General features: G+C 53.4%; 9 protein-coding genes and 1 pseudogene. 6 read left to right on the forward strand and 4 right to left on the reverse strand.

The window, feature by feature from the left end; translation table 11 throughout:
* Positions 1-9: 9 nt before the first annotated feature.
* The 4 genes and pseudogenes from EL645_RS27535 to EL645_RS27550 form a co-directional block, all read right to left on the reverse strand.
* Positions 10-5,595, reverse strand: coding sequence for a non-ribosomal peptide synthetase (locus EL645_RS27535; protein WP_126554610.1), 5,586 nt, complete (start codon positions 5,593-5,595; stop codon positions 10-12).
* A gap of 161 nt (positions 5,596-5,756) precedes the next feature.
* Complete coding sequence (locus tag EL645_RS27540; protein WP_371865826.1) at positions 5,757-9,314, reverse strand: non-ribosomal peptide synthetase; 3,558 nt, start codon at positions 9,312-9,314, stop codon at positions 5,757-5,759.
* Positions 9,315-9,322: 8 nt separating this feature from the next.
* Positions 9,323-13,108, reverse strand: a pseudogene (locus EL645_RS45850) (amino acid adenylation domain-containing protein); the annotation flags it as partial.
* Positions 13,099-14,319 (reverse strand): AMP-binding protein, encoded by a 1,221-nt coding sequence (locus EL645_RS27550; protein WP_218032096.1) that lies wholly within the window; start codon positions 14,317-14,319, stop codon positions 13,099-13,101. The gene EL645_RS27550 and the pseudogene EL645_RS45850, both read right to left, overlap by 10 nt.
* A 444-nt stretch (positions 14,320-14,763) precedes the next feature.
* Between EL645_RS27550 and EL645_RS27555 the strand changes: the two genes are divergently transcribed.
* The 6 genes from EL645_RS27555 to EL645_RS27580 all read left to right on the forward strand — a co-directional run bounded on the left by EL645_RS27555 (position 14,764) and on the right by EL645_RS27580 (position 22,242).
* Positions 14,764-14,991, forward strand: a complete 228-nt coding sequence (locus tag EL645_RS27555; protein WP_126554614.1) for an MbtH family protein — start codon at positions 14,764-14,766, stop codon at positions 14,989-14,991.
* Between the two features lie 58 nt (positions 14,992-15,049).
* The gene (locus EL645_RS27560) at positions 15,050-16,555 is read left to right on the forward strand and encodes an aldehyde dehydrogenase family protein (protein ID WP_126554616.1); all 1,506 of its coding nucleotides are present in this window, start codon (positions 15,050-15,052) and stop codon (positions 16,553-16,555) included.
* A 247-nt stretch (positions 16,556-16,802) separates the two neighbouring features.
* Entirely contained in the window at positions 16,803-18,689 is a 1,887-nt protein-coding gene (locus EL645_RS27565; RefSeq protein WP_126554618.1) for a beta-galactosidase trimerization domain-containing protein, read from the forward strand.
* A gap of 11 nt (positions 18,690-18,700) precedes the next feature.
* On the forward strand, positions 18,701-19,567 hold the full coding sequence (locus tag EL645_RS27570) for an amidohydrolase family protein (protein ID WP_126554620.1): 867 nt from the start codon (positions 18,701-18,703) through the stop codon (positions 19,565-19,567).
* 39 nt (positions 19,568-19,606) lie between these two features.
* Positions 19,607-20,650, forward strand: a complete 1,044-nt coding sequence (locus EL645_RS27575) for an alcohol dehydrogenase family protein (RefSeq protein ID WP_126554622.1) — start codon at positions 19,607-19,609, stop codon at positions 20,648-20,650.
* A 65-nt stretch (positions 20,651-20,715) separates the two neighbouring features.
* Complete coding sequence (locus tag EL645_RS27580; protein ID WP_126554624.1) at positions 20,716-22,242, forward strand: class I adenylate-forming enzyme family protein; 1,527 nt, start codon at positions 20,716-20,718, stop codon at positions 22,240-22,242.
* The last annotated feature ends 17 nt before the right edge of the window (positions 22,243-22,259 follow it).

The following is a 22,259-nucleotide window of genomic DNA, read 5'->3' on the forward strand; positions in this document are numbered from 1 at the left end:
ATCCTCTCATCAATTGATCTTCTTCATTGAGCAATGCTTGCAAATCTTCAGGGACATCTGAGTGACCTCCGAAAACATCTGCGAGAGCGTATCGCTATCAATCTGACTTATTTGTTCCTGCACTATCACGGAAGCCAGGTCATACAAGGTTGAGACTTCAAAGAGGCGCTGCAGCGGCAAGGCGACCTGGAAGCGATCGCGGATGCGCGCCGCTACCTGCGTTGCCAGCAAGGAGTGTCCCCCGCGCTCAAAGAAATTGTCGTAGCGACCCACTCGCTGCGTCCGTAGCACCTCTTCCCAGATCCTGGCCACCTCCTGCTCTACCGGCGTCTCCGGCTCTCTATAGCGCTCCTGCTCCTGCGCTCCCTGCTCCTGCTCCACTTGCCTCCGCAACCGCTGCCGATCCACCTTCCCACTGCTCGTCAGCGGGATCTGCTCCACCTTCACATACCGCTGCGGCACCATGTACCCCGGCACCCGCTGCTTGAGCGTGTGACGCACCTGCTCCACATCCACGTCCTGCCCTGTCCGCGCCTGCACACAACCCACCAGCCAGGCCTCGCCCGAAGCCTGCTCCAGCACGACCACGACCGCCCGCTGCACCCCCGGCGCCTGCTGCATCCACCGCTCGATCTCTGCTACCTCGATACGGATCCCGCGCAGCTTGATCTGCTGGTCTACCCGCCCCACGTACTCCAACACGCCATCGGCACGATAGCGCCCCAGGTCCCCTGTGCGATACAGCCGTGCTCCCTCCTGTCCGCTGATCTCATCGGGCACAAAGCGCTCCGCCGTCTGCCCCGCCTGCCCAGCATAGCCACGCGCCAGGCCCGGTCCCCCTACATAGATCTCTCCGCTCACCCCTACCGGCACCGGCTGACCCGCTGGATCAAGCACGTAGACCCGCACACGATCCAGCGGACGTCCGATCGCGGGAGCATACTCACCCGCCTGCACCGGCCAGGCCGTCGCGTCGGCCGCCACCTCCGAGGAGCCATAGATGTTGAGCAACACGCGATCCGGCAACTCCGCCTGGAAACGCTCGCACAGCTCGGCTGGCAGGGCTTCTCCGCTGCACATCCACAGTCGCAGGGCCGGCAGCCGCTCCCCCAGCTTCGGCTCCAGGGCCAGCAGGGTGCGCAGCAGACTGGGCACCAGCACCAGCCGGCTCACCCGGTGCTGTGCCAGCAGCCGCAACAGTTCGGCGGCGTCCTGACAGTGCTGCTGGGTCGCCAGCACCGTCGGCACTCCTGCCAGCAGCGGCGTGAACAGCTCGGCCACCGCATCCACAAAGCTCAGCGAGGTCTTCTGGCAGCAGACCTCTCCGGCGGCGAAGGGATAGGCGCGCCAGGCCCACGCCAGCCGATTGATGATCCCCTGATGGGTGCCCATCACCCCCTTGGGCTCCCCGGTCGATCCAGAGGTATAGAGCAGGTACGCCAGCTGCTGGGGCTCGATCGCACGTGCGGGATCGAGCTCCGGCAGTTCCTCCTCCGCGAGGCGGTCGAGCCACCACCAGGGGACCGTGGGCTCCAGCGGCTGGGGGCACAGCGCGCTACTGCTGAGCACGTACTGCACCTGCGCGTCACGCACCATCCAGCGCACACGCTCCTCAGGCAGCCCCGGGTCCAGTGGTACGTAGGCTCCCCCGGCTTTCAGAATGGCCAGGAGCGCCACCACCAGCTGCGGCGTGCGCGGCAGATACACCCCGACCCGCCCTTCCAGCTCCAGTCCCGCCGCCAGCAAGCGGTGCGCCAGCTGATTGGCCTGCGCGTTGAGCTGGCGGTATGTCAGCGTGGCGCCCTCGCTCAGCAGGGCCACCCCCTCGGGCCGCTGACGCACCTGGGCCCTGAACAGCGCCACCAGGTCCTGCGCCTCGGGCAGGGGATGGGCACAGGCGTTCCAGTCGGCCCAGCGCTGTCGTAGCTGCGCCTCCGGTTCCAGGGGTAAGGTGGCGATCGGATGCTCGGGCGCCTGCAGCGCGGCGGTGAGCAGACACTGCCACTGCGCCAGCCAGCGCTGGATGGTGGCGGGAGCGAACAGGTCGCTCATGTATTCCAGCGAGCCCTCAAAGGTGTGCTCCAGGTCATAGAGCTCCAGGGTCAGATCAAACTTGGCGGTCTGGTTGTCCACCTCCAGCGGCTGCATGCGCAGATCCGAGAAGGTGGTCAGCGCGCGCGGCGTGTTCTGCAGAATGAACATGGTCTGGAAGAGGGGTTGGTAGCTCAAATCGCGACCAGGTGCCAGCTCTTCCACCAGTTTCTCAAAGGGCAGTTCCTGGTGGGCGTAGGCTCCCAGGGCCACCTCGCGCAGCCGTTCGAGCACCTGCCGGAAGCTGGGCTCCCCCGAGAGATCGATGCGCAGGGCCAGGGTGTTGACGAAGAAGCCGATCAGCCCCTCCAGCTCGACCCGCTTGCGACCCGCGATCGGCGAGCCAATCACCAGATCTTGCTGCCCACTCAGCCGACCCAGCAGGATCGACCAGCTGGCCAGCAGGACCATGTACGGGGTAACCCCTTGCTGCTGGCTCACCCGCTTGATCGCCTGGCTGAGCTGCGGGGAGAGTCGTACTGGCGCTTTGGCCCCACGATGGCTTTGCACCGGCGGTCGTGGCCGATCCGTGGGCAACTCCAACAACTCTGGCGTTCCCACCAACATACTTTGCCAGTACTCAATCTGCTGCTCAAGCAGCGCACCCTGCAGCCACGCGCGCTGCCAGACCGCGTAATCGGCATATTGGATCGGCAACGCCGGCAGCTCCACTGGCTCGCCCTGCGCATAGCCAGCATAAAGTATGGAGAGCTCGCGCATCATCACACTCATCGACCAGCCATCCGAAACGATGTGATGGATCGTCAGGACCAGCACATGCTCATCAGTATTTAAGCGGATTAATTGTCTGCGTAGCAGCGGACCATGTTGCAGATCAAAGGGTTTCTGTGCATCGGCTAACGCCCATTGGCGCGCCAGCTGTTCGCGCTGATTCTTGTCTTCCTGGCTCAGGTCCAACAGGGGCAAGGATAACTTTAGATACGGAGCAATACATTGCCTGGGCTGACCATCGCGACTGATAAACGTAGTACGTAAACTCTCATGTCGCTCTATCAGGGCGTTCAAGCTCTGTTCCAGGGCGGGCACCTGCAGTGGACCTAACAATCGAACCGCGGCTGAAATGTTATATGAAGCACTGTTAGACTCCAATTGATGGAGGAACCAGACTCGTTCTTGCGTAAAAGAGAGCGGGAGATCCTGTTGATGGTCCACCGCCTGGAGCTCCGGGACCTGTTCCCCGACGTCCTGCTGCCCATTCTCTTCGATACTGCCCGCCAGGGCTGCAATGGTGGGCTCTTCAAACAGAGCGCTGATCAGTACCCCTTCCAGTTCCGCGCTGATCGACCCTCCCTGTTCCCCCAATGCCTCACCCAGCCGGGCCACCACCTGCGTCGCCAGCAGCGAGTGCCCTCCCAGCTCGAAGAAGTTGTCATGGATGCCTACCTGCTCAACCTGCAACACCTCTTGCCAGATGCGTACTAACGTCTCTTCCAATGGGGTACGCGGACCATCGATTGTAGCCGGGCCAGTATTAAATATCAGAGTTGGATCGGGTAAAGCTGTGCGCTCAATTTTACCATCGCCACTGCGGGGAATAGCTTCGATCCAGATAAAATGTCTGGGTATTTTATAACCTGGGAGCCGCTTTTTAAGGAGCGTACGCAACTGCTCTTGCGTACGCTCTACACTGCCTTGCCGTACCAGATAGGCCACCAATAGAGAGCGTGAGTTGGCTTCGGGATCTTGAATAAGCGCTATCGCGCTATCGCGCACTTCCGGCAAAGCTACTAGCTGTGTTTCTATCTCATGCAAATTAAGCCGAAAGCTATCTTTGGCGACCAGCTCATTACGATGACACACATATTCCAGCGTAGCATCAACGCGATAGCGAACCAGTTCTCCCGTTGATAATGCTTCTGGTTTAACGAGATGGAGCTCACCGATCACTCCAGGAGGGCACAGATGACCTTGATCATCTAATACCTGGTAGATTATGCGCTCGGATGGATCATGCTGTGATAGCAGGTACCGCAATTCTGCTGGCAGCGCCTCTGGATGGGTGACACTGCGCTGCTGCAACAGCCATTGTTCCTGTTCACTTACGAGTGGTGCTGCAGCAATTGGCTGATCAATATCATGCAACAGTGCTGCTAACAGATTCTGCCATTGCTGGAGCCAGCGTTGCACCGTTTTCTGCTCAAATAAATCGCTACAGTATTCTAAGAACCCGGTAAATTGTCCCTGGGAGGTTTCGCTCATTGATAACAATACATCATATTTTGCCGTATTGTTATCAATGGTAACAGGCTCAATGCTCAAACCGACAGAGGTTGAGATCGTAACAGGCATATTCTGCAGGATGAAGACAATATTCAACAGTGGTTGGTGGCTGAGATCACGTTGGGGAGCCAGTTCCTCCACAATTTTGTCAAAGGGTAATTCCTGATGCTCGTAAGCGGCCAGTGTCATGGTGCGTATACGCTCCAGCACCTGTCTGAAAGTCGGGTATCCGGAAAGGTCAATCCTCAAAGGCAGCGTATTAATAAAGAAGCCGATCAATCCTTCAAGTTCTTTACGCTGGCGTCCAGCGATCGGCGAACCAATCACCAGATCATCCTGGTTGCTTAAACGTCCCAGCAAAGTTGCCCAGCCTGCGAGCAAAACCATGTAGGGAGTCATCCCCATTTGCTGACCAATACGCTTAATGGCCTGGCTGAGTGCCAGCGATAACGCTACAGCTTCTTTAGCGCCACGGTAGCTCTGAACGGGTGGGCGCGGGTGATCGGTAGGGAGTTCGAGCAGCGCGGGCGCTGACTCCAACTGCTCTTTCCAATACGCGAGATGCCGCTCTAATTTCTTTTCTTGCAAACGCTCACGCTGCCAGGCGGCATAATCGGCATATTGCAGGGGCAAAGCTGGAAGGTGGACTGGCTTGCCCTGTATGGTCGCATCGTAGAGCTCGGATAACTCCTGGACCAGGACGCCCATTGACCAACCATCCGCGATACTATGATGTAAAATCAGCACCAGCACATGCTCATCCGGCTGTAAACGAAAGAACTGCGCCTGCACCAGCGGACCATAGACAAGATCGAAGGAATGCTGAGCAAGGCGCCTAGCCTGCTGTTGAACCAGGTCCTCACGCCTATCGGCAGGCTCACCACTTACGTCTTGTACCGGAATGGAAACAACCAACTGTGGGGTGATGACCTGTTTGACCTGGCCGTTTTCGCGCGCAAAAGTAGTACGTAAACTCTCATGCCGCTCAATGATTGTATTAAAACAACGCTCTAATACATCAGGTTGCAGCGCACCACGCAAACGTATGGCGATGGAAATATTGTAGAAAGCATTCCCGGGTTCCATTTGATCTAAAAACCACATGCGCTCCTGGGCAAATGACAGAGGCAAAACCTCATCGCGAGAGAGCAGTGGAATGCTTTCTGTTCGAGTATGTGCCCCCTTCTCACGCAACAACTCAAGCAGTTGTGCATGCTTTTCAGGTGAAAGATTTTTGATTTTTTCGCGTCTATCTACTGTCATAGTTCAAACTCTTTCTTAATAAATGCAGCCCTCAACTTCGATCCAGTTGTGTTCACATCAAGCATCATATATGTACTACCGGACAGCCGTTCTTTATGATGAGAGCCCAAACGCCTTTCATATGTAGCTCTGTCGATCTTTACTATGAATAGAAACCCTTTTTATGCAGAAGGGGCGCTTTCACTTACCAGCGAGCCAACCTGTTCATCCTCCTGCTCTAAGAGAGCCAGCAGCGCGTCCAGATCTTCGTCCGCAGCATTCATGACGAGCGCCTCTTCCAGGTGCCTGGCCATACCCTCGATGGTTGGCTGCAAGAATAAATCCTGCAAACGCAACTCTACGCCAAAGGCGGTGCCAACTCGTGAGATAACCTGAGCAGCCAGTAGCGAATGTCCTCCCAGGTCAAAAAAGTTCTGAGTCACCCCAATCTGCTCTGTGCGCAAAATCTCTGACCAGATGGATGCCACATCCTGCTCTGTCGCGGTGCGTGGTGCAACAATCTCTTCAACCTCATCCTGTACGTTTGAGGCTGTAAAGGGAGGTAAATGACGCCGATCAATCTTGCCGTTAGTGGTAACGGGAAATGTGTGCAATACCATAAAGGCTGCGGGTACCATATACGCTGGTAAGCGTTCCCTGGCGAAGGAGCGCAAGCCAGCTATAGAAAGTCCCTGTTTCTCATCAAGCATCACATAAGCCAGCAATTGTTTTTCGCCGCTTTCGGCATCCTCAGCCTGCGCTACAACTGCCCCATGCACCGCTGGATGCTCCAGCAGGATACTTTCGATTTCAGATAGTTCAATACGAATACCCCGCATCTTAACCTGGTCATCGATGCGCCCCAGAATCTCCAGCGTGCCATCTGGGAGATAGCGCCCGCGATCTCCCGTATAGTAGAGCAGATCCTGCTCATCCTGGCGGAACGGATTGGGGCGGAAACGCTCGGACCCTGCAGATGCAGCATTGATATATCCCAACGTGCGGTAGGGGGTTCTTATTACAATCTCACCCGCTTCACCGACACCACAACGCTGATCTCGGGCACGCAGTACAATTGCCTGCGTGGCTGGTAAAGCCTGACCTACAGGCTGCACGCCAGGTCTGACCATCGCCGGTACAGGATAATAACACTTCGCCAATGTGGTTTCAGTAGGCCCATACAGATTGATGAGTTGGCCGGCGTCCCCGAAGGTCTGACGCCAGCGCCGAATCAGTGTTCCCTTCAACGGCTCCCCGGCAATAAAGGCCAGGCGCAGATAGGATAGGGGAGTAGCCTGCGGCAGTGCGTTCAACCAGGTCTGAGCCAGCGTTGGAACGGTATGCAAGAGCGTAATTCGCTCACGATTGAGCCAGGATATGATCTTTTCAGGCTGCAAAATATCGTTCTCTTCAGGAATACAGAGGGTAGCCCCGCTCACCAGGGGCGTCAGAATATCGCGCAAAACCACATCAAATGAGAGCCGGGTCAGTTGTGCTGCGCGATCTTTTTGATCGATTGAAAACGTTTCGCGCTGCCACGTCAGGAAATGAGCCAGCCCTTTGTGAGTCCCTAAAATCCCCTTGGGAATACCTGTTGTGCCCGAAGTAAAAAAGATATAGGCAGCCTCATCAGGGGCAGGCTGATCAACCAGGAGCGGAGTCTTCATTGCCGCGACATGCATTGGCAGCCCATCAGCAGGTGCAACGCACAAAGTCGGCAGCGACTCTCCTGGCAAAACGCCTTTGGCTGATTCGGCAACGACAATCCGATAGCTGACGCGCGCCTCCTCATACAGACGATGTTGCCGTTGTTCAGGCACATGGGGATCAATCAAAAGTAAAACACCACCACACTGCAAGACACCCAATATGCTGGCGATCACACCCGGACTGATGTGACCAGCGATCGCAACGACCTCGCCGCGTTTTAGACCCTGCCCTAATAAGGCATTCCCAACGCTATTGGCACTCTGCCATAATTGGCGATAGCTACATTCCCGGCCATTCCAGTTAAGGGCGGGCTGATCTGGATGATTAGTAACCTGCTGCTCGAACAGTTGCGGCACTAATCTGTAGTGCTCATCATTCAGGACACAGGCTGGATCAGGAAGAATATTCTGTGCCGCTGGTGTCAACAATGAATATTCATCAATGCAGCGATCAGGAGTTCTGACAAGCTGCAACAATATCTGCTGAAATTGATCAAGCATGCTCATGATGCGCGCATCTGAGAACAGGTTACGCTGATAGACAAGTTGCAGGTATAACCCGGCAGCCCTTTCCTCAACATAAAGGGTGAGTGCAAATTTAGATTCAGGCTCCAGCACATTCAATAGCTGCAGATCCAGATCGGCCAGCTTCAAGGCAACGGTGGGAGTGTTATTGAAATTTAACATCACATCAAACAAAGGACTGTGGCCCAGGTAGCGTCCTGGCTGCAAGTCTTCCAATATTTTCTCAAAGGGAAGATCCTGGTGATCCTGAGCTTCCAGGACGATCCGGCGCACACGTTGGAGGAGTTGATAAAAATCTGGATTGCCAGATAGATCTGTCCTCAATACCAGCGTGTTCACAAAGCAGCCGATCAGTGCTTCAAGTTCGGGAACATTTCTTCCTGAAACCGGAGAACCCACAATAATATCTGTCTGATCCGTGAGACGATATAACAGCAATTGGAAGGCTGCCAGCATAGTCATATACAACGTCGCGCCCTCATGCTGGCTCAGTCGCTTGAGTGCTTCCGTAAGCTCGCCAGTCAACTGCAATGCCTGCAGACCACCTTGAAAATTCTGCGCGTCTTCATGCTGCCCATCCTGGGGCAGTTCTAATCGGGACAGTTGACCGCCTAATTGCTGCTTCCAGTAGGTTCGCTGTTGCTCCAGGGCTTCCCCTTGCAACCAGGATCTTTGCCAGATGGCATAATCCGCATATTGCACGCGAAGATCTGGTAGGACCGCTGATTTACCTTCAACGTAAGCACTATAGTAGGTGGAAACCTCTTTTACCAGAATGCTTAGCGACCAACCATCGGCGATACTATGATGCATGGTCAGCAGCAAAATATGTTCCTCATCCTGCAGCTGGAGCATTTCAGCGTAGATCAATGGACCATGCGCCAGGTCAAAAACATAATGTGCCGCTTCGTACGCATGTTGCCGCACCAGCTCTTCCCTCTGCTGCATTGAATACTGGCGGAGATCTCTGACAGGGATCGTTATTGCCAACTGCGACAGAATAACCTGCACAGGTAACCCATCAACCACTTTGAAGGTGGTACGTAAACTTTCATGGCGCGCAAGCACCGCGTTTATGCTCTGCTCCAGGGCGGTGCGTTTCAAATTACCAGCAAGGCGCACTATACCTGGCATATTGTAGGCCGTATTTCCGGGTTGTAACTGATCCAGTAGCCAGAGGCGCTGCTGTGAAAAGGAAAGTGGCAAGGGCTGCCTGGAGGTTGCAGATCTCGGTCGTAGCTCAGGAAACGGGCTTATGAGTGGCTGCTCGGTCTGATCAATCCAACTGGCCAGCCGGGCAATAGTTGGCAGCTCGAACAGCATCTGCAGGGTAACGGTACACTGCAACACATGCTGAATGCGCGCCTGCACCTGCACCGCCAGCAATGAGTGTCCACCCAGCGTAAAGAAATCCTGCTGCACTCCAATGTGCTGTTGCTCAATACCTAGTACCTCCGACCAGATACGCGCCAGGGCGGTTTCTGTTGCGCTACGCGGAGCGATCACATCAGCTACTGGAGCGCCAAACTCTGGCCTGGGCAGAGCACTACGATCAATTTTGCCATTAGGAGAAAGTGGAAACGCCAGCAGAACCACAAATGCAGCCGGCACCATGTAAGCTGGCAGGCGCTCACCAACAAAGCGGCGTAATTCATCAGCCGTCAAAGCGTTCCCAGATTCGAGATAGGCGATCAGTCGTTTCTCACCGCTGCGTTCTTCATTAACCAGCACCACGGCTTTGCTCACCAACGGATGCATCGTGAGGGTAGTAGCGATTTCACCAGTTTCAATACGATATCCATGCAGCTTGATCTGGCTATCGCTGCGCCCAAGAAATTCGATCTCTCCATTAGCCCTGTAGCGAGCGATATCGCCAGTCTTATATAATCTCGCCCCCATACGCTGACTCAAATGATCCGGAATAAAATGCTCAGCGGTTAAGTCGGCTCGATGGAGATAGCCACGGGCCAACCCATCTCCTCCCAGATAAATCTCTCCGCGTGCTCCATAAGGGGCGGGATTTAGATACTCATCCAGAATATAGGCCTGGGTATTGGCAATAGGACGACCAATCGAAGGAGCCTCTACGGATGCAGCACCAATCAGCGCATAGGTCGAATAGGTTGTGTCTTCAGACGGTCCATACAAGTTGAAAAGTCGTGTGATCTGGCTTTGTTGATAGGCTTGCTCTACTAGCTCACGCGGCAGAACCTCACCGGCCACATTAATCACGCGCACTGTATCGGGAATACAGTCACGACGCAACAGCTCAGCCAGTGCCGATGGCACCGTGTTAATCAAGGTAAGACCAGCAGGTTGCGGCTCGCTAAGCAAACGCAATGCATTCTCAACCAGCACCACTTTTCCACCCCAGGTCAATGGAAAAAATAGCTCGTAAACAGATAAGTCAAAACAGATGGATGTAGAGGCCAGTACCGCTGTCACATCATGTCGTGCGTAAACTTTCCGCGCCCAGGCCAGTAAGGTAACCACGCTGTGATGGGTGATGGCCACACCTTTCGGTTGCCCCGTTGAGCCTGAGGTATAGATAACATAGGCGAGATTGTGCGCCTGCACGCGATTAGAGCGAGGAAGCTTCACCTTTGAATCAGATACTACCTCCTCGTCAATTACTATACAGCGAGCGGTCGTCGCTGAAAACAGAGGGAGGAATTGCTGCTGCGTTAATAGTATTGACACCCGAGCACAATCAAGAATGAGCTCCAGGCGCTCACGTGGATATGTAGGATCAAGCGGAACATAGGCCCCCCGGCCTTTAAAACCGCCAGTAGCGTGACGAGTAAGCGTGGAGTACGCTGTAAGCAGATGCCTACCAGCGTTTCAGGTCCGACTCCCATGCTTTGCAAGCGCACAGCCAATTCATTTGCCTGCTCGTTCAGTTGGCGATAGGTCAATGTATCATGATCATCACACGCGGCCGGAGCATCCGGCGTATACTCAACCTGCTGTTCAAAAAGTTGATGCAAGCACTGTGCTTGCTCGATGGGCTGGATGACGCCGGCCTGTACCTCCTTCAACATCGCTTCTGCCGCTGTACTCATCACGGGAAGCTCACTGATGACACAATCAGGCACAGCCGCAATAACGGCCAATAGACGTTGCCAGCCCTGCGCTAATCGCTCAATCGTAGCCTCTTCAAACAAATCACGGTTATATTCGAAACACCCGGGTAATGTGTGCTCGCTCTCAACCATTTCAAGCGTCAGATCAAACTTTGCATGCCGCTGCCGAAGAGGCAAGGGGCTCGCATCCACCCCGTCCAGATCTAGATGGGCGCTTGACTCACCCAGGACAAATGAGGAGAGCTCCTTCAATTGGTGTGTCTGCTGAAAAGCAAACATCGCCTGAAAGATGGGTGAGTGGCCGGGATCGCGCTGAGGAGCCAGCCGATCAACCAGCCAGGGGAAAGGATAATCCTGGCGAGCCAGAGACTCCAAAACTTGCTGGCGATTGCGCTGCAGAAAAGAACCAAAGGCTTCATGCCCATCAATAAGGGCTCTTTGTACGATTGGCTGCACAAAGTAGCCAATGATATCTTCCAACTCCGCGCGTCCTCCCCGGCCAGCCGTAGGAGAACCCACCAGAATGTCGTGTTGCCCTGTATAGCGATGCAAAAGCACCTGAAAAGCAGATAACAACAGTGTGTACATGGTCACGCCACGTGCCTTTGCCAGGGCATTCAAACGCCAGCTTAATCGTGCATCCAGGGTAAAAAAGTATGTCGCTCCTCGATATGTCTGCACAGCGGGACGCACGTGATCAAGTGGAAGATCCAGGACCGATAGCTCACCCTCCAATTTTTGTCGCCAAAAGTGCCACAGGCTCTCTCCTTGCTCACTAGCTAGCATAGCAGATTGCCAACGTGCATAATCACGATAGTGCCAGCGTGGCAGAGGCAATACAGAAGGTGCCAGAGAAATATCCTTCTTTGCCAGAGCATATAACAGGCTTAGCTCGCGCATGAAGATGGTTAGCGACCAGAGATCTGCAATGATATGGTGGATAACCAGCAGCAATATATGCTCTCGCGCGGAACGCTTGCACACATAAACGCGCAACAATGGACCACGCTCCAGATCAAATGGACATTGAGCGCAATGTTCCAGCCAGTCATTTAAGCGCTCAACATCCCAGCCAGATCCATCTTCAAGCTGCCAGCCTGGTTCTCCTTGCTGATGCACAATCTGGAAGCCAACCCCATCGCGGGAGAACAACGTGGTACGCAAGGCGGGATGACGCTCAACCAGAACCTGAAAAGCACGCCGCAGGGCCGCCAGATCCAGGGCACCGCGCAGGGTAGCTGCATGAGAAATGTGATAGGAACTACTCCCCCCGGGCTGCAGTTGATGTAAAAACCACAGCGCCTCCTGCCCGGGAGTAAGTTTGAATGGTGTCTCATCTCCCGCTATCTGCTCGTCATCTACCAGAGGAGCCACTGGCTCAGGTGCTTCGAGCAACAATACAAGCTGGTGACTGAGTTGCTCAATACTCTCATTTTGAAAGAAATCGCTCACTGGAATCTGCAGAGATAGGTGCTCCTCTAGCAGACGCTTCAATTCCAGAGTCATCAATGAATCCAGTCCTAAAGAGCTCAGGGGCTGCTGAAGATCAATCCGCGTCTCACTGATCTGCAGTACCGATGCAGTCAGGGCGCGCAGATATGCCTGCAGGCGCACGAGACGATCGCCAGGAGCCAGAGAGAGAAGCTCGCCACGCTCTATGTGCGCGATCCGCGTTTCGACCTCATCGCTGCCGAAGGTACTCTTCCCCATCAAAGGCAATGAGTCCACTAAGAATTGAGCCTTGCAGGCCTGGCGCTGTATCTTGCCACTGGATGTTTTGGGGATGGCGCCTGGTCGTACCAACGATATCGCGTGAACCTGTATTGCATGCTGTTCAGCCACAGCCTGGCGTACCGCAGTAGCGATCTCTTCAGTGGTGATATTACGATGCTGGCGCTCAATCTCGTATACAAGCACCAGGCGCTCACTGCCATCGACATCAACGGAAAAGGCCGCTCCACAACCTGCTCGCAGGGCGAAGTGTGCCTGTTCAGCAGTCAATTCAATATCTTGTGGATAATGATTATGACCGCGAATAATAATGGTATCCTTCAAGCGACCGGTTACAAATAAAGCTCCATCATGGACGAATCCTAAATCGCCGGTGCGTAAGTATGCTCCTTCTATCGCACCAGCCAGTCGGGCTTGAAATGTATGAGCCGTTTCCGCGGGGCGATTCCAATAGCCTTGCGAGACACTTGGTCCTGCTACCCACACCTCACCAACTTCACCCGGCTGGCACTCTTTAAGTGGGGATGAACAATCAATACACGTTGAGGAAATAAATCTTTTTGATAGCCAACCAGGATGCGCGTCTCGGCATCACCAGCCACACCAGCGATCGCTTGATTCTTTTCGAGGGCCTTGCTATAAAAAGATTGGGTGATGGGAACAGTGTCTTTATTGCTCCCTGAGACCAGGAGGGTCGCCTCCGCCAGTCCATAACAGGGGAAAAAGGCTTCGCGGCGGAATCCACAATCCGCAAAAGCAGCGGCAAAACGCTCCATAGACTCCACACGCACCGGTTCGGCACCGTTAAAAGCCACTTCCCAGTGACTCAAATCCAGCTCAGCCTTTTGCTCAGCCGTAACTGTGCGCGCACAGAGGTCATAGGCGAAATTAGGACCACCACTGATGGTAGCGTGCTGGCTCGAAATGGCTTTTAACCAGCGCAGAGGCTGTTGTAAAAAATAGGCTGGCGACATTAATGTAACAGGAAAACCACCATAGAGTGGTTGCAAAATACCTCCAATCAAGCCCATGTCATGGTAAGGTGGGAGCCAGGAAACACCAACACTTGTAGCAGAGTTCTCAAAATATCGATAAATCAAGGCACAGTTATGTAGCAGATTGCTGTGTGTCAGCATCACTCCTTTAGGGGTGCCAACCGAACCGGAGGTATATTGTAGGAATGCCAGTGTTTCAGCGCCGCTCTGCGGATCCTGCCAGAACCCACCCAGCGTATCCGCGATACTATCAGTTGCCAACCACTGCAAGGCTGCCAGATCGGGTAAATGGGTCAGACGCTGCTGCATGTCTTGCAAAATCTGTTCAGTCGTCAGCACAAAGGCCGCCTCCGAGTCGGCCACCAGTGCCTGAAGTCGTGGCATGGGCCGTCTGGGATGTGGTGGATAGGCTGGAACAGCAATGGCACCAGCATACAGACAACCAAAGAAAGCTTCGACGTAACCCAGACCCGGAGGAAAAAGGAGCAAAACACGTGCGCCAGCTGCGTTCATGCTCTGCAAACGCGCGGCGATGGCGCGGGCACGCCGATCCAGCGCGCGATAGGAAAGTGAAAGCTCACCATCTCCCCCATCAGTGAGAAAGGTATAACCACCAGTCTGTGGGTGCATGAGCGATCGCCAACGCAACAGTTCAACCAGGCTAGCTGGCTCGATTGGTGGAACGAAATTACTCTTATTCATAACTCCTTCTTCCAGACCTCATCTAACAATTTCTGCCGCACACATCCGCAGTTCCGCTCACAACACATCTGCAAGAAGTATAGTTTGGACCCGATAAGCTGTCATCGGGCACAAGTATGGTTTTGCTAAACGTACTTCTTCGGGCTGAAAGTACGATCAAAATGGAATATAATGAGCCGGTCCCCCTTTGCATACAGTCTGACTATCCACCATCGACACCATAATCACAGTCGGTGGTAGCAGATCTTCGAGGCCATCCCTACCTAAGCACTGTTTCACGCTACTATGCACGACTATACCTTTTACCGATGACAGTATCCACCTATGCGCTTTATACTCTTCACGATACATTTCCTTTCGCTACCGATTTCACCATTCTGGCCGGCAGCTATAGAGCCGAGTAAACGTACGTAGCGAAATGTAGCTATCGAAAGGAGCTATTGCATGTACAGTGATGAAGCAGAAGATACCATGCGCTATAAAGCCGTAGTCAATCATGAAGAGCAGTTCTCTATATGGCCTGAGACCAGAGAGAATCCACCAGGCTGGAGAGACGCCGGCAAAAGCGGCACTAAGGCGGAATGCCTGGCATACATCAAAGAAGTCTGGACTGACATGCGTCCATTAAGTCTGCGCAATAGTATGGCAGGCACTGCAAATGCACACAGCTAGTTTATCGGCATTAGAGACATTCTCGCGGTGCTATGCAATAACCTGATAAGGAGTGGATATGATCAGCACACCAGAAGCGATCACAATAACCGAACGTGTGAATGCGTTCCTCGCTACCCCCAAAAAGCTACTGATTGATGGTCGCTGGGAAGAGGCCGTCTCTGGAAAGACTTTCCCAACCTATGATCCAGCAACCGAACAGATCCTCACCACCGTCTCCGAGGGAGACAAAGCCGATATCGAGAAAGCCGCCATCGCGGCCCGTCGGGCATTTGAACATGGCGCGTGGCCACGCTTAACACCATCTGAACGCGGTCGCCTGCTCTGGAAAATAGCGGACTTGATTGAGCAACACGCCGAAGAGCTGGCGTTGCTCGAGTCCCTGGACAATGGCAAGGCGGTCACAAATGTACGCCTGATTGATATTCCCGTTTCAGTGGATATATTCCGCTATATGGCAGGTTGGACAACAAAAATCGAGGGGACAACCATTCCACTCTCACCCGCGGACGCGCCTTCCTCCCACTACTTCGCCTATACCTTACGTGAACCGGTTGGAGTCGTAGGACAAATTATCCCCTGGAACTATCCCTTGATGATGGCGGCAATGCGCGTCGCACCAGCACTGGCCGCCGGCTGTACGGTTATTTTAAAGCCAGCGGAACAGACGCCATTGACGGCGTTGCGCTTCGGTGAAATTCTGCAAGAAGCGGGATTACCCGCTGGCGTGGTGAATATTGTGCCTGGATATGGAGAGACCGCAGGGGCCGCCCTCGCAGAGCACCCGGATGTCGACAAAATATCCTTCACCGGCTCAACAGAAGTCGGTCGCCTGATTTTGAAAGCGTCGGCAATCAACATCAAACGCATATCGCTGGAGCTGGGTGGCAAATCCCCTAATATTATCTTTAAAGATGCCAGGCTTGAGGATGCGATTCGGGGAGCCGCCGATGCCATCTTCGCCAATCATGGGCAGGTATGCTGCGCCGGATCACGCCTGTATATCGAACAAGACATCTTTGACGAAGTCATAGCAGGCGTGAGCGCCATCTCTAAAGAGATCAAGCTGGGACCTGGCATTGATCCATCAGCCACCATGGGACCACTTATCTCTGATGAGCAGCTGCACCGGGTCTGCGGCTATCTCGAATCCGGTTTTCAGCAGGGCGCGCGCGCTGTGACAGGCGGACAACGAGTCAACCGTGCAGGTTATTATGTTGAGCCGACAATCCTTGTGGATACGACGGCTGATATGAAGGTCGTGCAAGAAGAGATATTCGGCCCGGTTGTAGTTGCACAACCATTTAAGGATGCTAGTGAAATCGCACCCATCGCGAACAATACCCATTATGGCCTGGCCGCCGGCATCTGGACACAGGATATTAGCAAAGCACATCACCTGGCTAATCGTCTCCGCGCAGGTACGGTCTGGATCAACAGCTATTCCATTTTCGACTCGGCTCTCCCATTTGGTGGATACAAACAGTCTGGCTATGGACGCGAGATGGCCCATAGCGCGCTTGATACCTATACCGAAGTAAAGGCGGTATGTATCAAGCTCTAAACTCATCTCTTTGGCAGCATGCCGGAACCCTTTACTGATACAAGGGAGACCAGCATGCTGCTACGAGTAGCATGCCGTTCAATCGTATGAGCGCAGCTGCCTGACAGGCGCACCCGTTTGCTCGCCGCTGCTCAAGTTAAATGGCTGAGCCCGTGGCAGCGGAGCTAGCCGCGTCCAGGCGGCGTTTCCAAATGCTTTTTACAGCTTGATGTAAAGCGTCTTGAAATCACAGGAAGTGTGACGCACTATGCAAAAGGAGTGTTTCTGGAGCCAGCAGCCCCCAGCCTTCAGTGTCGGCTTCAACTATCATCCCTCGGCAACGGGTTGTCAGTACTGGCAGCAATGGATACCCGGAGACATTGAACACGATCTACAAGAGATGGCCCGCAGAGGCTTTAATACAGTTCGCTTTTTTCTTTTCTGGGCTGATTTTGAACCGGTGGCCGGTTGCTACGATGAACGTGTGATACAGCGGCTGCAAGAATTTGTGCAGATGGCACGCAGATGTGGTTTATGGTGCGTCCCATCCCTTTTAACCATCTGGATGAACGGCCAGCTCTTTGATCTGCCCTGGAGGCAGGGGCGCGACCTCTGGACAGATCCTACCATGGTGCAATTTGAAGTTGATTACGTGCAACGTATTGCGTCCGCGCTACGCGACGCTGACAATATTCTGGCATACGATCTGGGTGATGAAATCATTCACGTTGACTTTCATAGCGCCCAACAGCTCTCACGCGATGAGGTCAAAACGTGGCAGCAAACACTAGCCACAGCCATTCGCCAGATCCAACCATCCGCTCAAATCGTACAGGGAAATGAGGCATCTAGCATATTTGGCATGCATGAGTTCCGTCCCGAGAATAGCCAGGCCCTGGATCGGCTGGCTATCCATGGTTTCCCACTCTGGACACCATTTGCTATTGAATCAGTAATGAGCTACAAGGCGACCCTATTTGTCCCCTTCTTAATCCAGATGGCACGCCAACATGGTCCAATATTGATTGACGAACTAGGTAGTTATGGGACCGATGACGAAGTCGCCACCCACTTTCTGCGCGCCACTACCCATAGCTGCCTGGCAAATGGGGCACGAGGGATCATTGTATGGTGCTGGCAGGACTTCCTGTCCACCAATAAACCATTTAATAAACATCCCAATGAACGCTTTGTGGGCCTGCTTAACACAGATGGTACGCCCAAACCGATGTTACCTACTTTTGAGGAATTCGCGCGCCTGGCGACTACGCAGTGGTCAACCCTGACTCTCCCGGCTCCCAGTGTTGGCATCTATCTGCCACACAGAGAAGAAGAGAGTGGTCCCAATTATATCCAGCCACGTACCTCCTCAGCCAGTGCGGCATTTTATAGTTTCTTATTGCTCAAACGAACACATACACAATTCGAATTTGTGCATGGCCCACTTGAACGCTACAGCATCATTTTTTGTCCATCAGTCGAGCATATGACCCTGGCAGAGCATAAGCAACTGGCAGCTTACGTCCAACAGGGAGGAACATTGTATTATTCGTGCGGCGATTACCTGCATGGGTTTGGCGGTGAAGAACTCTTCGGTATCCAGCTACACGACTTTACACTGCAGGCGTCGGATATGTCTCACTTTAACTGGCTAGGACAGGACTACACACTCGATTGGTCAGACAAAAACGCAGCCTATCCGCAAATTCCAATCATTAAAGCGACGACCGCGACCGTCCTCGCCACGTTTCCCAATAACACACCAGCCTTAACTTGCCAGACCTATGGCCGGGGCCGCGCCTATTATTTAAATGCCCCATTTGAACGGCAGTTGGACACACCAATGCGCCTACAAGCCCAACCCTGGCATACCCTTTACGCTGAATTACTCCAACGTGCTGGTGTACGGGATGATGTACAGATTGATCATCCCGATGTAGAGCTCATACTGCTGCAAGGTGACCAACAACGGTATGCCTTTCTCATAAATCATGCCGCTACACAGGTCCAGGTCACACTTACAATCCATGTTGATGCGCAAGCAAAATCAACCCAAACACAGTTCACACTTGATCCAAAGGCGGTGCACATTATCCATTGGTCACAAACACCTTCCACCAATGTAGCACTTACACATCAAGCCATGACTATATAGGAGACATAGAAATGATCATTGATTCACATTGCCATGCCGGTGAATACCTCAAACATTTTCCTGAAAGCTTTGCCACTGGCATGATGGCGTCTATCCACAAGCCTCCTGAGGCTATTACGACCTCGATTCCACAGTTGTTGGCGGAAATGGATGCCGCGCACATCGATCAAGCCTTCCTGCTCGCCTTTGATGCTCAACGCACACTGGGAGCCAAAGTACCCAATGAATACGTAGCCGAGATCTGTCGTCGATATCCGGACCGCTTCATCGGCTTTGGATCTGTGGATGGTATGCATCCCGATGCAGCTGAGACAGTTCACTACTTTGTTCATGAATTACACCTGCGCGGCTTAAAAATCGCCCCGGCATACCTGCGACTCTCACCGGCAGATCCTTGCTGGTATGGTGCATTTAGCGCCGCGCAGGAGGCTGGCATACCCGTTCTGGTCCATGTGGGGACAACACCGGCCAAAGATGCAGCCAAACAATACTTTTCACCTACACTCATGGCCAAAGCGGCACAGGACTTTCCCAGACTCAATTTCATCATGGCCCATATGGGCACTCCCTGGGTAACGCAATGTATAGATTTAATGGTCAAACACCCCAATCTCTATGCGGATCTTTCGATTTTTGGCTGGTATCAATCAATTAACACGGTGGCAAAAACACTGGAGACAGCCCGCCAACGCGGGGTGCTACAGCGCATTCTATGGGGCACAGACCAACCATGGGGCCCGTTAGGAGTATTTAAAGAGCGTATGGAACGTTTACGCAACGACACAGAGCTGTTTCCACAAGGTCAACCTTTAACAGATGAAGAATGGACCAACATCATGGGAAAAACAGCGCTTCGTCTGTTACCAGCACAACTTTAGGAATGTTCAATCCCAATAATCAAGAGAAAGGAGTTCTCTATGCGTGGAGTTGTTTGGCATGGACCATATGATGTCCGTGTAGCGGAAAATCTTCCGCTGCCAGATAGAAGCCAACCAGCCGATGCGGTTATTCGCGTCACGCGCACCGCCATCTGTGGTACTGATTTGCATCCATATCGTGGTGAAATTGCTAATTTCCAGCCCCAATCAGTGATGGGACATGAGTTTACCGGCATCGTTGAAGAAGTTGGTAGCCAGGTACACCAATTTAAGCGTGGTGACCGGGTTGTAGCCTCTGACGTTATTGCCTGCGGCCAATGCTGGTACTGTCACCGTGGTTGGCACTACCAGTGTCAAAACGTCTCGCTGTTTGGCTATGGGACGGTTGTGGGCCCCTATGTTCCCGGTGGACAAGCCGAATATGTTCGCATTCCATACGCGGATATTGTGCTCTCGCCGATTCCCCCGACATTACAAGATGAACAGGCTCTATTCGTTGGAGATATTTTGACAACTGGCTTCAGCTGTGCGGCGGAGGCACATATCGCACCCGGAGATACAGTGGCGGTCATCGGCTGTGGTCCAGTGGGACTCTTTGCTATTATGTCAGCCTATTTGATGGGTGCGGGACGCGTACTGGCGCTGGATCCTGATCCACAACGCCGGGCGCAGGCCGAAAAACATGGCGCCCTACCAGTGGTACCAGATGAACATGTAGAGGAACGAGTACGCGAATACACCCAGGGTCGTGGTGCTGATAGCGTATTGGAAGCCGTCGGCAGCGATAAAGCCCTGACAACGGCGCTTGCGGTAGTGCGGCCAAAAGGTACAGTCTCCATTGTAGGAGCTCATAGCTCTCACGCGATGCCGTTTCCTTCTATCCAGGCCTTTGCGAAAGAGATCACGTTGCGCTTCGTGGTTGGTGATCCCATTCGCACCCGCAACCAGTTGATGCCACTACTAGAAACTGGGCGGATTGATCCCGTGAGCATCATCTCACATCGCATCCCGCTACAAGAGGCCGCTCAAGGCTATCAACTTTTCGATCAACGCAAAGCTACCAAAGTTGTGCTTATACCTTAAAACCATCATCTATCAGTAGTGAGCAATTACCTTCATTATGCAGATAGCAAGCAGGGAGATTCCTTATGCAAACACTAGGCGAAGTATTGGAGCAGACCAGGAAACGTAATCCACAGGGCATTGCCATAGAGTTAAACGAAGAACGCCTGACATATGAGCAATTGTCTATGCGCGTGAAGCGTGTCGCTCAACGCCTCCAGAGCTACGGACTGACATCACATGACATCGTGGCCTTGCTGCTCCAAAATACGCCCGCTTCGATCATCGGCTTTCTGGCGCTGGCCTGGTCAGGCATTGGCACGATTCCACTTGATCCGAATATTCCACCTAGCGAGTTGCAAACCATCAAACAACAGATTCCCTTCGTGGCTCTGATGGGAGAACGCAATAACTTGAACCACATAGAACAGATAGCCGCATCCCGGCAGTTTATTGATATCGCAAGCATACTCGCGAATGATAAAACACAGTTTTCTGAAACCGAAGAACTCGGGCCTACTTCAGATGCCCGGAGCACATTCCTCTATCATTTCACCTCGGGCTCAACTGGAGCGCCAAAGGCCGCGCTCCATTCACAAGGCAACCTGGTAAATGGAGGAGCGCTCTATCAGCAAACATATCAAATTACTTCCACGGATACTCTATTTATACCTATCCCGCTTTATCATTCCTTTGGTATGATTGGTGGATTTGTCACGGCTTTGCTGAGCGGGGCACGCGTCATCCTCAACAAACGCTTTGTACCCAGCCAGATCGTCAACACGATTGCACAACAACAGGTCAGTCTGCTGTTTGCGACCCCGATGATTTATGACCTTGTCGCACGCTGCGCGTTGCGCGAAACGCCAGATCTGAAAACATTGCGCTACTGCCTTTCGTCTGGCTCAGCACTATCTACCGAAACGATAGAGAAGTTCCAGGCTCGCTTTGGCAAACCTATTTACTCAGTCTATGGTTGTACGGAAGTTGGCATTATCGCATCCAGGTGGAATAGCGCGCACAACTGGCCACTCCAGGCCCTGGGACGACCACTGCAAGGGAATTGTATTCGCATTGTGGATGAAGATGGCATAGATCAACCTGCCAACACCCGTGGGATGCTTTTAGTTCAGACACCAGCTATGTTCTCCGGCTATTACCAACATCCCGAAGCAACCTGGAATGTTTTCTCGGACAACTGGTATATCACGGGTGATATCGCCTACGTCGATGAGCAAGGTTTTTTATACCTCGTGGGACGCAAGGACACTTTTATCAATGTCGGGGGCAAAAAGGTGAATCCCACTGAAGTAGAAGGTGTACTGCAAGCACATCCTAAAGTGCGCGAGGCCATTGTATTTGGACAGAACGCGGGCAGCGCTGGCGAATACGTTCAGGCGGTGCTGGTGCTCCGCGAACCCGCCACTACCGATGAAATTGCGGCCTTTTGTAGACAAAGATTAGCTACCTACAAGGTGCCCAGCCATATCCAGGTGGTCGATGAGTTCGCCAAAACTAGTTTGGGAAAAATCAGGCGCTCATATTACAGCAACAACGCAGAGACTCCAGAAGATATGAAGCACTCGCTGGTGGGACACCAGATCAGGCGCTAGACAAGAAGGAGGTCATT

The organism is Dictyobacter kobayashii, assembly GCF_003967555.1.
GTDB lineage: Bacteria > Chloroflexota > Ktedonobacteria > Ktedonobacterales > Ktedonobacteraceae > Dictyobacter > Dictyobacter kobayashii.